The sequence below is a fragment of the Rhizobium vallis genome (assembly GCF_003985155.1).
Classification (GTDB): Bacteria; Pseudomonadota; Alphaproteobacteria; order Rhizobiales; family Rhizobiaceae; genus Rhizobium; species Rhizobium vallis.
In genome coordinates, this window is sequence record NZ_ML133697.1 from 13683 (window position 1) to 26285 (window position 12603).

The following is a 12603-nucleotide window of genomic DNA, read 5'->3' on the forward strand; positions in this document are numbered from 1 at the left end:
CAGATTTGCCTCGCAAATCTGCGGGAGGGTTGGCTGAAACGGGCCGGCTGCTCGACCGGCCGGCTTGGCCGTAGAACTGGGCTACGACGCGCGCCGGCCGGTCGACCATCCGACTCCGTTTGAGCCAACAGAATGCTTCAATCTGACCAGGAAAGGCTCTAATCGTGGGTGCTTTCGGGCATGGTCGAGGGATCGAAACGTTCCCAGCCGCGCGGGGTCAGGTGTTCCTGCGGCTGGAAGCGCGTCTTGTAGTCCATTTTGCGCGACCCTTGCACCCAGTAACCGAGATAGACATGCGGCAGCCCCAGCGCTTTCGTGCGCCTGACATGGTCGAGGATCATGAATGTGCCAAGCGAACGCCGCTCGAGCGCCGGATTAAAATAGGAATAGACCATCGACAGCCCGTCGCTCATCGTGTCGGTCAGCGCAGCGGCAAGCAGCTCGCCCTTCGGCCGCTGCTCCAGTCCTGAGCCTTCCTCGCGCCGGCGGTATTCGATGATTCTCGTATTCACATGCGTGTCTTCGACCATGATCGCATAGTCGAGCACGGTCATGTCAGACATGCCGCCCTGCTGGTGGCGATAGTCAAGGTAACGTCGGAAGAGCGAGTATTGCTCGCTGGAAGGCTGGGCGGCGAATTCGGTGGCGATGACATCGGAATTGGCGGCAAGCACCCGCTTCATCGATTTCGTCGGCTCGAATTCCTGAGCGAGGATTCGCACGGAAACACAGGCGCGACAGGATTCGCAGGCCGGGCGATAGGCGATATTTTGCGAGCGGCGGAAACCGCCTTGCGTCAGGATGTCGTTCATCTCCGCGGCACGCGGACCGACGAGATGCGTGAAAACCTTGCGCTCCATCTCATGCGGCAGATACGGACACGTAGCCGGAGCCGTCAGATAAAACTGCGGGGATGGCGTCGTCTGCGTATTCATTTCTCGCGGAAATTTCCTTGTCGAAACCGTGCCGTTTCCTGACAGCATGACCTAAGAATAGAAAACGTCAACAGCGGGGCAGGGTTCGCCCTCCATTTCAGTCTTCTAATTCTAGATATGGAGCGTTCGAGGTTCCGGGCAAAGGCAGGGCGGAGACTTTATTTTGCCTCCGCCCCGGTTTCAGCCAAGGCCTCAAGCCGTGCGCACTGTCGCCGTGCCGACCAGCAGGTCGTGGACGAGGCGGCTGCGCTCGATAAACAGGCCGGCAAGCAGGATGAGCGGCGTCAGCACCGAGTTGAGGATCCAGAACAGCGCCAGATGCACGATCGCCGTCAGGAAATCCATCGGCCGTCCGTCGACACGCACGATTGCGATGCCCATCGCGCGCATGCCGAGCGAGGCCTGGCTCGGACCGCCCACAGTCAGGCCGAAGTAAAGGCCGGCAACGATGACGAAGAGGGCAGGGTAGAGAAAGAAGCCGAGGCCGAGCGTGACGATCGACAGAAAGAACAGCACGATCCCCGCGGGAATGCAGAGCAGCGCGACGATGACGTAGTCGAGGATGAAGGCGAAGACGCGGCGGCTCAACACGCCGCTATAGGCGCGCCAGTCCTCCGGTGCGGCATAAAGCGGATTGGGGTTGTAGCTCATCTCAATCTCCTGAGAAAAAACGATGCCGCTGATATGGTGTCAGCAGGGCGGATTGCAATAATTCGCCCTTTCACCGTTTGCTGAGAATCTTCGCCACCTCGACTGCGAAATAGGTGAGGATACCGTCGCATCCCGCCCGCTTGAACGACAGCAGCGTTTCCAGCATCGCTCGCTCGCCGTCGATCCAGCCGTTCATCGCTGCCGCCTTGATCTGCGAATACTCGCCGGAGACCTGATAGGCGAAGGTCGGCAGGCCGAATGCCTCTTTCATCCGCCAGCAGATGTCGAGATAGGGCAGGCCGGGCTTGACCATCAGCATGTCGGTGCCTTCCTCGACATCGAGGGCCGCGTCGCGGATCGCTTCAGTGCCGTTGGCGGGGTCGATATAATAGGTCTTCTTGTCGCCTTTCAGCAGTCCGCCCGTCGAGATCGCCTCGCGATAGGGACCGTAGAAGGCGGAGGCGAATTTCGTCGCATAGCTCATGATGCCGACGTTCTGGTGGCCGGCCGCATCGAGCGCCATGCGGATCGCGCCGATGCGTCCGTCCATCATTTCCGACGGCGCGATGATGTCGGCGCCGGCATCGGCCTGCATCACGGCGGCGCGCGCCGCCTGATCGACCGTCTCGTCGTTGACGATCTCGCCGCCTCTCAGAATGCCGTCATGGCCGTGGCTGGTGAAGGGGTCGAGCGCGACGTCGGTGATGACGCCGATATTGGGCACCGCCTTCTTGATCGCCGCCGTTGCCTGGTTGATCAGGTTGTTGGCTTCGAGGCTGTTCGAGCCGGTCTCGTCGCGCAGCTCCATCTCGATATTGGGAAAGGTGGCGAGTGCGGGGATGCCGAGGCCGGCCGCTTCGCGTGCCGCTTCGACAGCCTTATCGATACTCATGCGGTTGACGCCAGGCATAGCCGCGATCGGATCGACGATGCCGGAGCCCGGGACGATGAAGATCGGCCAGATCAGATCGTCGATCGTCAGCCGGTTCTCTTGCACCAACCGGCGCGTCCAATCTGCCTTGCGGTTGCGCCGCATGCGGCGATGACCAGTGATGTCGTCGACGAGATGCGTCCTGTCCTGCATGATATCTATCCCCGGCCCATTCCATTTATCGGAGCGCTCATTATCATGGCGCCTGGAAAATCCAAACCGGACGATTGGCCGCGGCGGAAAACCACTGGCACATAACCCCGAAATCGGGATCGATTTTTGGCAAGGATTATGCGCAAACAAATGATAGAGGGTCCTGAGCGCGTCGTGTCAGACGCGCAGGCGTTCTTGTGAAGATGTAACCCCGAACCGATGTTTGCGCTATGGAAACCGATTCCCCGACGATACCGAAACGCACACTGGCGGATCTCCTTTTCATCCTCTTCCTGAGGTTGGTCGCCGTTTCCTGCTTCTGGTTTGGCCTGCAATATTGGGCGATGCTCGTCGGCTATTCGCTGGTCGGCGCCGGCCGCTTCGATCTGTTGAGCCTGCCGTGGAAGGTGGCGAGCACCAGTCTCGCCGTGCTTTTTCCCGTCGCTTCCCTCGGTCTCTGGCTCACCGTCTCCTGGGGACCTGTCATCTGGGTGCTGGCCGCCGGCGGCCAGATCCTCATGTACGGCCTGCTGCCTGACATTTTCGGCCCCAACAAGCTGATCATCCTGCTGCATGTCATGGTCGCCGCCGTCTACTGGATTTTCCGCCTGCTGCTTTGGCTGGAAAAGCGCCGGCATCGCCGCCAGGTAAGTGTTGATTTACCCTGAGACAACGTGGGGTTTCCGGTAAGGCTCCATTAAGCCTGCGGTTTAAGTCGAATTTTATATGTATTCGATAGGGTCTCACTCAAGGCGGGAAGAAAACACACCGCCACCCAAACAGTGAGGCAGCTACTATGAACACGAAAATCAAGCCGCAGGCGGTATCGAACTTCCGTGACCAGCAGGATCAGGGCATCCGTGATCTTTACATGGAATCCCTTCATCTCGTTGAACGTCTTCACCGCCGTCTTCTCGACGTCATCAAGGACGAATTCGACCGTCAGGGTCGCAGCGACGTCAACGCCATCCAGGCGCTGCTCCTCTTCAACATCGGCAATTCCGAGCTGACCGCCGGCGAGCTGCGCTCGCGTGGCTACTATCTCGGCTCCAACGTTTCCTACAACGTCAAGAAGCTCGTCGATCTCGGCTTCATCAACCACCAGCGCTCGCGCATCGACCGCCGCTCGGTCCGCATCAGCCTGACCGAAACCGGCCAGGATATCGCCGAAACGGTGGCCAAGCTCTACGAACGCCACATCGCCTCGATCGACAAGGTCGGCGGCATCGGCACGGATGAGTTCACCCAGATGAACAAGCTGCTCCAGCGGTTGGATCGTTTCTGGAACGATCAGATCCTTTATCGCCTCTGAGACCCGAGACCTCCTTCAAGGGTTGACGAAAACCGGATGCGTTCCCTGCGCGTCCGGTTTTGCCGTTCGCCTCTTCGTGTCATCTTTGCAACGCATGGCTGACAAGCGCAAAGCCCGGTATTCAAGCCGTTTTTTAGCCGTTATTAACCGGCACGGTTTAACCCGTCGTATGGTTCGTTGCGTCGTGTTCCCGGCAACCGGCAGTCCGTCTTCCGACCCGGCAACACGAATTGGCCATATTGGTGTGGCAGCGGAAGGCTTGACAACCGGCGCTTTCAATGGACCTGGAACGTCCAGGCTTTCCTATCGCAATCTTGTGATGGGACGCGCGGAATTTCCTGATGCGCCGGGAGAGAATGGATGGGATCTGCGCTGAAAGCGCAGTGATTTCGCAAAGCGCCGCGGCTTCCTCCACCGCGGTATTGAGTGGTTGGGACGAATGTCGAAGAAAAACGGAATTGAAGCTCTCTCGCGCCGCGCTTTCCTTGCGTCCGCGGCAACGGTCGGAGCCAGCGCGATTGCCGCGCCGGCATTCGCGCAATCGGCGCTCGATGGGCTCCTGAATGCCCCCAAACGCGGCAACTGGGATGACCAGTTCGACGCCAAGGCGGCTTCGCGCACGGCAACCGCCGTCCTTTCCAACACGCCGATCCTCAGCCCCCAATCGGTCGCGAGCGCACAGCAGGCGATCATGCAGTATCAGCAGATCGCGGCCGCCGGCGGCTGGCCTGAAGTTAATCCCGGTGATCAGCGCCTGCAGCTCGGCGTTTCCTCTCCCGCCGTCCAGGCGCTGCGCCAGCGCCTCGCGATCACCGGCGACCTGCCGCGCGAGGCTGGCATGTCGAGCGCTTTCGATTCCTATGTCGACGGCGCGGTCAAGCGTTTCCAGGCGCGTCACGGCCTGCCGGCCGATGGCGTTCTCGGCGAATTCACGCTGAAGGCGATGAACATTCCGGCCGATGTGCGCCTGCAGCAGTTGAACACCAACCTCGTCCGCCTGCAGACCTTCCCGGAAGACCTGGGCCGCCGCCATCTGATGGTCAACATTCCGGCCGCCTATGTGGAAGCCGTTGAAGACGGCAGCGTTGCGACGCGCCACACCGCGGTTGTCGGCCGTCTCAGCCGCCCGACGCATCTCGTCAACTCGAAGATCTACGAAGTCATTCTCAACCCGTACTGGACCGCGCCGCGCTCGATCGTCGAAAAGGACATCATGCCGCTGATGCGCAAGGATCCGACCTATCTCGAAAAGAACGCGATCCGCCTGATCGACGGCAAGGGCAACGAAGTCGCCCCGGAGACCGTCGACTGGAACGGCGAGGCACCGAACCTGATGTTCCGTCAGGACCCGGGCAAGATCAACGCCATGGCATCGACGAAGATCAATTTCTACAACAAGAACGGCGAGTACATGCACGACACGCCGCAGCAGGGCCTGTTCAACAAGCTCATGCGGTTTGAATCGTCGGGCTGCGTGCGCGTCCAGAACGTCCGCGACCTGTCGACCTGGCTATTGCGCGAAACGCCCGGCTGGAACCGCCAGCAGATGGAGCAGGTGATCGCAAGCGGCACCAACACGCCAATCAAGCTCGCGACCGAAGTTCCCGTTTATTTCGTCTATATCTCGGCCTGGGGCATGCCCGATGGCGTCGTCCAGTTCCGAGACGACATCTACCAGATGGACGGCAATGCCGAACTGGCGCTCGACACCACGGCCGGCATGGAGCAGCCGGTCCAGTAATAAGCGGCGACCTCTGCATCGCAATTTGAAACCGCGCTTTCCCGGCGCGGTTTTTTTATGTCGTAAGAGGTGCTGTCTGAAGTGGCCGCCGAGCTGTGCCGCAAAAAGGCCTGAGCGCGCGCTTTGCTCAGCAAATGTCGTTCTTCGTATTGCCCTCGCCACAGCGGAAGGCTAATACCTCAGCGCATTCCAGTTGAGGAGCCCGCCCATGACCAATGCTTCCACCGAATCCTTCTTCAATCGCTCGCTTGCGGACGTCGATCCGGAAATCTTCGGCGCGATCGGAAAGGAACTCGGTCGCCAACGGCACGAGATCGAACTGATCGCTTCCGAGAACATCGTCTCCCGCGCCGTGCTGGAAGCCCAGGGCTCCATCATGACCAACAAATATGCCGAGGGTTATCCCGGCAAGCGTTATTACGGCGGCTGCCAGTTCGTCGATATCGCCGAGGAACTGGCGATCGAGCGCGCCAAGAAGCTGTTCGGCGTCAATTTCGCCAACGTCCAGCCGAATTCCGGTTCGCAGATGAACCAGGCCGTGTTCCTGGCGCTGCTGCAGCCCGGCGACACCTTCATGGGTCTCGATCTCAATTCGGGCGGCCACCTCACGCACGGTTCGCCGGTCAACATGTCCGGCAAGTGGTTCAACGTCGTCTCCTACGGTGTGCGCGAAGGCGACAACCTGCTCGACATGGATGAAGTCGCCCGCAAGGCCGAGCAAACCAAGCCGAAGCTCATCATCGCCGGCGGCACGGCCTATTCCCGCATCTGGGATTGGAAGCGCTTCCGCGAGATCGCCGATTCCGTCGGCGCCTATCTGATGGTCGACATGGCCCACATCGCCGGCCTGGTTGCCGGTGGTCAGCATCCGTCGCCGTTCCCGCATTGCCATGTTGCCACGACCACGACCCACAAGTCGCTGCGCGGCCCGCGCGGCGGCGTCATCCTCACCAATGAGGAGGATCTGGCGAAGAAGTTCAATTCGGCCGTTTTCCCCGGCCTGCAGGGTGGTCCGCTGATGCACATCATCGCCGCCAAGGCCGTTGCCTTCGGCGAGGCGCTGCAGCCGGAATTCAAGGATTACGCCGCCCAGGTCGTCAAGAACGCCCGGGCGCTTGCCGAAACGTTGATCGCGGGCGGCCTCGACGTCGTCTCCGGCGGTACCGACAACCACCTGATGCTCGTCGACCTGCGCAAGAAGAACGCCACCGGCAAGCGCGCCGAGGCAGCTCTCGGCCGCGCCTACGTCACCTGCAACAAGAACGGCATTCCCTTCGATCCGGAAAAGCCCTTTGTCACCTCGGGCGTGCGCTTGGGCGCACCGGCCGGCACGACGCGCGGCTTCAAGGAAGCGGAATTCCGCGAAATCGGCAATCTTATCGTCGAGGTTCTCGACGGCCTGAAGGTCGCCAACTCCGATGAAGGCAACGCCGCCGTCGAAGCCGCCGTGCGCGGCAAGGTGGTCAACCTCACCGACCGCTTCCCCATGTATGGCTACATGGGGTAAGGAGTAGGGATGCGCTGCCCCTATTGCGGTTCGGAAGATACCCAGGTCAAGGATTCGCGTCCGGCGGAGGACAATACGTCCATCCGCCGGCGGCGTATCTGTCCGGATTGCGGCGGCCGTTTCACCACCTTCGAGCGCGTGCAATTGCGCGAGCTGATGGTCATTAAAAAGACCGGCCGCAAGGTGCCTTTCGATCGCGACAAGCTGGTGCGCTCCTTCGAAGTGGCGCTACGCAAACGCCCCGTCGAACGCGACCGTATCGAGCGCGCTGTTTCTGGCATCGTCCGCCGGCTTGAGAGCTCCGGCGAGACCGAGATTTCCTCCGAGCAGATCGGCCTGCAGGTGCTGGAAGCGATGAAGAGCCTCGACGATGTCGGCTTCGTGCGTTACGCCTCGGTCTATCGGGATTTCTCGCTTGCCGAGGATTTCGAGAAGGTTATTTCGGAAATCAACGCCAAGATCGCCCGCGACCCGCTGGACAGATGAGCCATGAGCATCACGCCGCATGACGAACGTTTCATGGCGGCGGCGATCCGCCTGTCGCGTTGGCATCTCGGCCGCACCGCCACCAACCCTTCCGTCGGTTGCCTGATCGTCAGGGACGGCGTCATCGTCGGCCGTGCGGTGACGGCCCTCGGCGGCCGCCCGCATGCCGAGACGCAGGCGCTCGCTGAAGCCGGCGCGCTTGCCCGCGGCGCCACCGCCTATGTGACGCTCGAACCCTGCTCGCATCACGGCAAGACGCCTCCTTGCGCCGAGGCGCTGATCGCCTATGGCGTTGCCCGCGTCGTCATCAGCGTCACCGACCCAGATCCGCGTGTCTCCGGCCGCGGCATCGCCATGCTGCGCGAAGCCGGCATAGAAGTGGATGCCGGCGTTCTGGAGGAGGAGGGCCGGCATTCGCTTGCCGCCTATCTCACCCGCCAGACGAAGAACCGGCCCTATGTGACTCTCAAGCTTGCCGTTTCCGCCGATGGCATGATCGGGCGCATGGGGGAGGGGCAGGTGGCGATCACAGGCCCGGAGGCCCGCGCCCAGGTCCAGGCGCTGCGCGCCGAAACCGACGCCATCCTGGTCGGCATCGGCACGGCGATCGCCGACGACCCGCTGCTGACGGTACGGACGCCAGGTCTGGAAATGCAATCGCCGATCCGCATCGTGCTTGATCCCTCACTGGCATTGCCGCTGACGAGCAAGCTCGTCGAGACGGCGCGGGAGGTGCCTGTCATCGTTGTCGCGAGTGAGGAAGTATCGCCTTTGGCAGCGGATGCGGAGGGGTTACCCCCCTCTGTCCTGCCGGACATCTCCCCCATAGGGGGGGAGATCGGCAACGGGCCTGCTCTCAGTATCCCATCTTCTGATAGCAATGTTCCCGCTTCGGCGAATTTAGGGCAGGGAGCAAGCTCCCAGCCAATCTCCCCCCTTGTGGGGGAGATGCCCAGCAGGGCAGAGGGGGGTAACCCACCCACAGACATGGAATCTCGTCGGGCCGCACTCGAAGCCGCCGGCGTCGAGATCGTCTACTGCAATCCCTACCATCCGGAAATCTTGCTGCCGGCCCTCGCGACGCGGGGTATATCCTCACTTCTGGTCGAAGGTGGCGCAAAGACGGCGCGGCTTTTCCTTGAGGCCGGTCTCGTCGACCGCATCCAGCTTTATCAGGCGCCTGTCGTCATCGGCGAGGGTGGTATTGAATCCCCGTTGCAGGCAACCGACATACCATCCGGTTTCGCCCATAAGGGCACGTCTATATTCGGCGCTGATCGCCTGGACGAATATGAAAGAGAGAATTGATGTTCACCGGAATTGTCACTGACATCGGTACGATCGAATCCGTTTCGCAGCTCAAGGAGGGCATCAAGCTCCGCGTTGCGACGAATTACGACCCGGCGACCATCGATATGGGCGCCTCCATCTCTCATTCCGGCACCTGCCTCACCGTAACCGGCCTGCCGCAGGAAGGCAGCAACGGCCGCTGGTTCGAAGTCGAGGCTTGGGAAGAGGCGCTGCGGTTGACGACGATCGGCACCTGGCAGCAAGGCAGCCGCATCAATCTCGAACGCTCGTTGAAGATCGGCGATGAGCTTGGCGGCCACATCGTTTCCGGCCACGTCGACGGCAAGGCGGAAATTCTCTCGGTGACATCGGAGGGTGACGCCACGCGCTATCGTCTGCGCGCGCCCGAACACCTGGCGAAATTCGTGGCGCCCAAGGGTTCGATCGCACTCGACGGCACTTCGCTGACCGTCAACGCGGTCGACGGCACTGACTTCGACGTCCTGCTCATCCGCCATACGCTCGAAGTCACCACCTGGGGCGACCGCAAGGCCGGCGATTTCGTCAATTTCGAAGTCGATACCATGGCGCGTTATGCCGCGCGGCTCGCCGAATTTCCTACCGCAAGAACTGAATGACCTCGCCGCTATATTGCGTGCGCGCCGTCTCGCGGAAGCCGAGTTTGGCTGCGACCCTCAGCGAGGCCGGGTTCTCGGGGCTGATAATGCAGGTCATCGGCCTTGCCGGAAAATGCACTTCCGCCCAGCCGATCAGGGCGGTCAGCGCCTCGGTGGCATAACCCCGGCCATGCACTGAGGGCATCAGCGCCCAGCCGAGTTCCATCGTCCCCTCGATCGACGGTTCCATCTCGCGGCGGGCTTCCAGGAAGCCCGCTTCGCCGATGAATTGGCCGCTTTCCTTTTCCACGATCGCGAGAAAGCCGAAGCCCATATGATGCCACATGCCGGCAATGCGCAGCATGCGGCTCCAGCTCTGCTCGCGCGTCGACGGCACGCCGGTGATGAAACGAACGACGTCCTCGTCGGCCCACAGCGCTGCATGCGCCGCGAAATCGTCGAGGCGGTGAGGGCGAAGCGTCAGCCGCTCGGTTTCGAGTGTGGGAATGTAGGTCACGTCGGGTCCTTGTGGAAATCGCGCATTCAGGCGCCGGGCTCGCCGTCCCAATAGTCGAGAGGGTTTTCAGGCCGTCCGATATGGCGGAAGCGCCCGGGCTTGGCACCGTCCCTGTTCGTCTTGGCAAGAAACTTTCCGGAATCGGGATATTCGACGATCTCCGTCTTCGCCATCGTCGAAATGCCGAGATAGATGAGCGTTGCCGTCCCGGTGTTGATGATCTGGTGCGCCGTTTCCGGCCCGCCGGCCGGTGCGCCGAGCACGTCGCCCGCCTTGATCGCATGGCGCTCCGCGCCGAAGCGATATTCGCCGGCGCCCGAGATCACGTAGAAAAGCTCGTCTTCGACATGGTGATTGTGGAAGGGGCAGCTCGATTTGCCCGACGGAACCTCGTTGTAGCTGATGCCGAGGCCGGCAAGCCCCAAGAGCGCGCCGAACGAGGTGTCGGCGCTTTCATAGAACTCGCCCTGTTTCGAGTGGTCGAGTTTAAGATCGGCGATATTGATCACCGCTTTTGCTTCCGTCGCCATGATGTTCTCCTGTTGCAGCGAGAGAAACTATCATCGCGGAGAAAAATTCAATGCCTTTCTGGAAGATGCCACGCATGGACGGAGAGGAGACCGCCGCCCATGCCTGGAGCGTCGCGACTTCGGCTGAAGGTGTCAGCGGACGTAGAACGTCATGCTTCCATCGGCCGCCTGTTCGGCATTGACGATATTGCGGATATCGACACCTTCGTTGTTGAGCCGGTGGGCAAGCGACTTGTTGGCGTCGATCGAGGCCTGGATGCCGCGAACGGCCTCACCGGAGCGCTGCGGCGCTGAGCGCGGGCCGGTCGTTTCGTCATCGAGATTGCGCCAGTTATAGACCTGCTCGACATTGAAATCATTCCCCTGGAAGGTCCTGAGCGTCTGCTCGATGCCCTGGGCGCTGTTCATCCCAAGGCTTTCGGCCCGGCTGACGCCGGCAAATGCGAGGGAGGAGAGGGCTGCTGCGAGGGTGATTGTGACAACGCGGTTCATGATTGTATCCTTTCATCTGCTACGACGGTCGGCTGTCTTTGCAGGGGATCGTCTGCGTCACGATATCGAATTGGCGCTCCGCCTTTCCCGATTCAATGGCTTAAGCCACTGAAAATACATTAAAAATTGTTCATGAAGACTGCCTTCGAATTGTCGTTTTCAAAGCGTCGAGCAAAGCCCGGTCCAGAGGCCTGTTCGCCCCTGCATGGGACGTGCGGCTATCCCTTTGCGGATATTTCCTCTTTCTGCGTTGCGGCATCGGGCGAAATTGCTTGCCATTCGAACAAAGGCGTGTTTTGACCGCGGGCTGCCGAGTGGAAAATGCCCGTCAACCGAAGGTGAACCATGCCGAGAGAAACCGCTCCCCATATTTTGATCGTTGAGGCCCGCTTCTACGACGACATGGCTGATGCGCTGCTCGAGGGCGCGACCTTTGCGCTTGCGGAAGCCGGCGCGACCTACGAGGTCGTCACCGTTCCCGGCGCGCTGGAAATTCCGGCGGCGATTGCCATGTCGCTCGATGGAGACGACAATGGCGGCACGCATTATGATGGCTATGTCGCCCTCGGCATGGTCATCCGCGGCGAGACCTATCACTTCGATATCGTATCGAACGAATCCTCGCGCGCTTTGATGGATCTCGCGGTCAGCGAGTCGCTTGCCATCGGCAACGGCATCCTGACCGTGGAAAACGACGAACAGGCCTGGGCGCGCGCACGCCGCTCGGACAAGGACAAGGGCGGATTTGCCGCTCGCGCGGCTCTGACGATGATCGAGCTGAAGCAGAAACTGGGTGCATAACGAATGAACGACGACAAGACGGAACGGCCGGTCAAGACTGCGAACCAGCGGGGCGCTGCCCGCCTTGCTGCGGTCCAGGCGCTTTATCAGATGGATATCGGCGGCACCGGCGTTCTGGAAATCGTGGCCGAGTATGAGGCTCACCGCCTCGGGCAGGAACTCGACGGCGCGACCTATCTGAAGGCGGATGCCGCCTGGTTCCGGTCGATCGTTGCCGGTGTCGTGCGCGATCAGGTCCGCCTCGATCCGCTGATCGCCGCGGCACTTCAGGACGATTGGGCGTTGTCGCGCCTCGACAGCACCGTGCGCGCCATTCTGCGCGCCGGCGTCTTCGAGCTGACCGATCGCAAGGACGTTCCGGTGGCGGTCATCGTCACCGAGTATGTCGAGATCGCCCAGGCGTTTTTCGAGGACGACGAGCCGAAGCTCGTCAACGCCGTGCTCGACCGCATTGCAAAGCAGGTCCGCGGCGAGACGAAGAAATAAGTCTTTAGCCGCCAAACGATCTTCCCGCTTCTTTCAGAGCGCCGCAATGGTTTTCACCCGTTGCGGTCTTGACGCCACGTGATCGACCACGCAATCTCCGCACCGCTTAGCTGTGGCATTTCTGCGGAGAGGAAAGGCGATTCGGCGGCGTTTT

General features: G+C 61.1%; 15 protein-coding genes. 9 read left to right on the forward strand and 6 right to left on the reverse strand.

Annotated elements, in window-relative coordinates; translation table 11 throughout:
- Positions 1–158: 158 nt before the first annotated feature.
- The 3 genes from EFQ99_RS27115 to hemB all read right to left on the reverse strand — a co-directional run bounded on the left by EFQ99_RS27115 (position 159) and on the right by hemB (position 2670).
- Positions 159–935 carry an arginyltransferase gene (locus EFQ99_RS27115; protein WP_126924297.1) on the reverse strand — a complete coding sequence of 259 codons (777 nt, stop codon included), beginning with the start codon at positions 933–935 and terminating at the stop codon, positions 159–161.
- A 192-nt stretch (positions 936–1127) separates the two neighbouring features.
- Complete coding sequence (locus tag EFQ99_RS27120; RefSeq protein WP_126924298.1) at positions 1128–1586, reverse strand: RDD family protein; 459 nt, start codon at positions 1584–1586, stop codon at positions 1128–1130.
- A 70-nt stretch (positions 1587–1656) separates the two neighbouring features.
- Positions 1657–2670 (reverse strand): porphobilinogen synthase, encoded by a 1014-nt coding sequence (hemB, locus tag EFQ99_RS27125; protein ID WP_126924299.1) that lies wholly within the window; start codon positions 2668–2670, stop codon positions 1657–1659.
- Between the two features lie 230 nt (positions 2671–2900).
- Between hemB and EFQ99_RS27130 the strand changes: the two genes are divergently transcribed.
- From EFQ99_RS27130 to EFQ99_RS27160, 7 genes are all read left to right on the forward strand, one after another.
- Positions 2901–3338: a DUF6163 family protein gene (locus tag EFQ99_RS27130; protein WP_126830812.1), complete on the forward strand. Its 438-nt coding sequence runs from the start codon at positions 2901–2903 to the stop codon at positions 3336–3338.
- Positions 3339–3466: 128 nt separating this feature from the next.
- Positions 3467–3982 (forward strand): transcriptional regulator LdtR, encoded by a 516-nt coding sequence (gene ldtR, locus EFQ99_RS27135; protein WP_008522155.1) that lies wholly within the window; start codon positions 3467–3469, stop codon positions 3980–3982.
- Between the two features lie 439 nt (positions 3983–4421).
- Positions 4422–5723 (forward strand): L,D-transpeptidase family protein, encoded by a 1302-nt coding sequence (locus EFQ99_RS27140; RefSeq protein ID WP_126924300.1) that lies wholly within the window; start codon positions 4422–4424, stop codon positions 5721–5723.
- 208 nt (positions 5724–5931) lie between these two features.
- Entirely contained in the window at positions 5932–7230 is a 1299-nt protein-coding gene (gene glyA, locus EFQ99_RS27145; protein ID WP_126924301.1) for a serine hydroxymethyltransferase, read from the forward strand.
- Between the two features lie 9 nt (positions 7231–7239).
- Positions 7240–7716: a transcriptional regulator NrdR gene (gene nrdR, locus EFQ99_RS27150; RefSeq protein ID WP_003547190.1), complete on the forward strand. Its 477-nt coding sequence runs from the start codon at positions 7240–7242 to the stop codon at positions 7714–7716.
- A gap of 3 nt (positions 7717–7719) precedes the next feature.
- Complete coding sequence (gene ribD, locus EFQ99_RS27155; RefSeq protein WP_126924302.1) at positions 7720–9024, forward strand: bifunctional diaminohydroxyphosphoribosylaminopyrimidine deaminase/5-amino-6-(5-phosphoribosylamino)uracil reductase RibD; 1305 nt, start codon at positions 7720–7722, stop codon at positions 9022–9024.
- Positions 9024–9644, forward strand: coding sequence for a riboflavin synthase (locus EFQ99_RS27160; protein WP_126924303.1), 621 nt, complete (start codon positions 9024–9026; stop codon positions 9642–9644). The genes ribD and EFQ99_RS27160 overlap by 1 nt, the downstream gene beginning before the upstream one ends.
- On the opposite strand, the gene EFQ99_RS27165 is transcribed toward EFQ99_RS27160, so the two are convergent.
- From EFQ99_RS27165 to EFQ99_RS27175, 3 genes are all read right to left on the reverse strand, one after another.
- On the reverse strand, positions 9625–10140 hold the full coding sequence (locus EFQ99_RS27165) for a GNAT family N-acetyltransferase (protein WP_126924304.1): 516 nt from the start codon (positions 10138–10140) through the stop codon (positions 9625–9627). The two genes, EFQ99_RS27160 and EFQ99_RS27165, sit on opposite strands and share 20 nt — an antisense overlap.
- A 26-nt stretch (positions 10141–10166) precedes the next feature.
- On the reverse strand, positions 10167–10670 hold the full coding sequence (locus EFQ99_RS27170; protein ID WP_126924305.1) for a cupin domain-containing protein: 504 nt from the start codon (positions 10668–10670) through the stop codon (positions 10167–10169).
- Between the two features lie 132 nt (positions 10671–10802).
- Positions 10803–11162, reverse strand: coding sequence for a hypothetical protein (locus EFQ99_RS27175; protein ID WP_126924306.1), 360 nt, complete (start codon positions 11160–11162; stop codon positions 10803–10805).
- A 345-nt stretch (positions 11163–11507) separates the two neighbouring features.
- Here EFQ99_RS27175 and ribH point away from each other — a divergent pair, with 345 nt between their 5' ends.
- The gene (gene ribH, locus EFQ99_RS27180) at positions 11508–11963 is read left to right on the forward strand and encodes a 6,7-dimethyl-8-ribityllumazine synthase (RefSeq protein WP_126924307.1); all 456 of its coding nucleotides are present in this window, start codon (positions 11508–11510) and stop codon (positions 11961–11963) included.
- 3 nt (positions 11964–11966) lie between these two features.
- Complete coding sequence (gene nusB, locus EFQ99_RS27185; RefSeq protein ID WP_126924308.1) at positions 11967–12449, forward strand: transcription antitermination factor NusB; 483 nt, start codon at positions 11967–11969, stop codon at positions 12447–12449.
- The last annotated feature ends 154 nt before the right edge of the window (positions 12450–12603 follow it).

Coding starts and splice junctions, on each gene's coding strand:
- EFQ99_RS27160 (WP_126924303.1), top strand. CDS start 9,024: ATGTTCACCGGAATTGTCACTGACATCGGTACGATCGAATCCGTTTCG.
- EFQ99_RS27120 (WP_126924298.1), bottom strand. CDS start 1,586: ATGAGCTACAACCCCAATCCGCTTTATGCCGCACCGGAGGACTGGCGC.
- hemB (WP_126924299.1), bottom strand. CDS start 2,670: ATGCAGGACAGGACGCATCTCGTCGACGACATCACTGGTCATCGCCGC.
- EFQ99_RS27140 (WP_126924300.1), top strand. CDS start 4,422: ATGTCGAAGAAAAACGGAATTGAAGCTCTCTCGCGCCGCGCTTTCCTT.
- EFQ99_RS27130 (WP_126830812.1), top strand. CDS start 2,901: ATGGAAACCGATTCCCCGACGATACCGAAACGCACACTGGCGGATCTC.
- EFQ99_RS27115 (WP_126924297.1), bottom strand. CDS start 935: ATGAATACGCAGACGACGCCATCCCCGCAGTTTTATCTGACGGCTCCG.
- nrdR (WP_003547190.1), top strand. CDS start 7,240: ATGCGCTGCCCCTATTGCGGTTCGGAAGATACCCAGGTCAAGGATTCG.
- ribH (WP_126924307.1), top strand. CDS start 11,508: ATGCCGAGAGAAACCGCTCCCCATATTTTGATCGTTGAGGCCCGCTTC.
- ribD (WP_126924302.1), top strand. CDS start 7,720: ATGAGCATCACGCCGCATGACGAACGTTTCATGGCGGCGGCGATCCGC.
- ldtR (WP_008522155.1), top strand. CDS start 3,467: ATGAACACGAAAATCAAGCCGCAGGCGGTATCGAACTTCCGTGACCAG.
- glyA (WP_126924301.1), top strand. CDS start 5,932: ATGACCAATGCTTCCACCGAATCCTTCTTCAATCGCTCGCTTGCGGAC.
- EFQ99_RS27175 (WP_126924306.1), bottom strand. CDS start 11,162: ATGAACCGCGTTGTCACAATCACCCTCGCAGCAGCCCTCTCCTCCCTC.
- EFQ99_RS27170 (WP_126924305.1), bottom strand. CDS start 10,670: ATGGCGACGGAAGCAAAAGCGGTGATCAATATCGCCGATCTTAAACTC.
- nusB (WP_126924308.1), top strand. CDS start 11,967: ATGAACGACGACAAGACGGAACGGCCGGTCAAGACTGCGAACCAGCGG.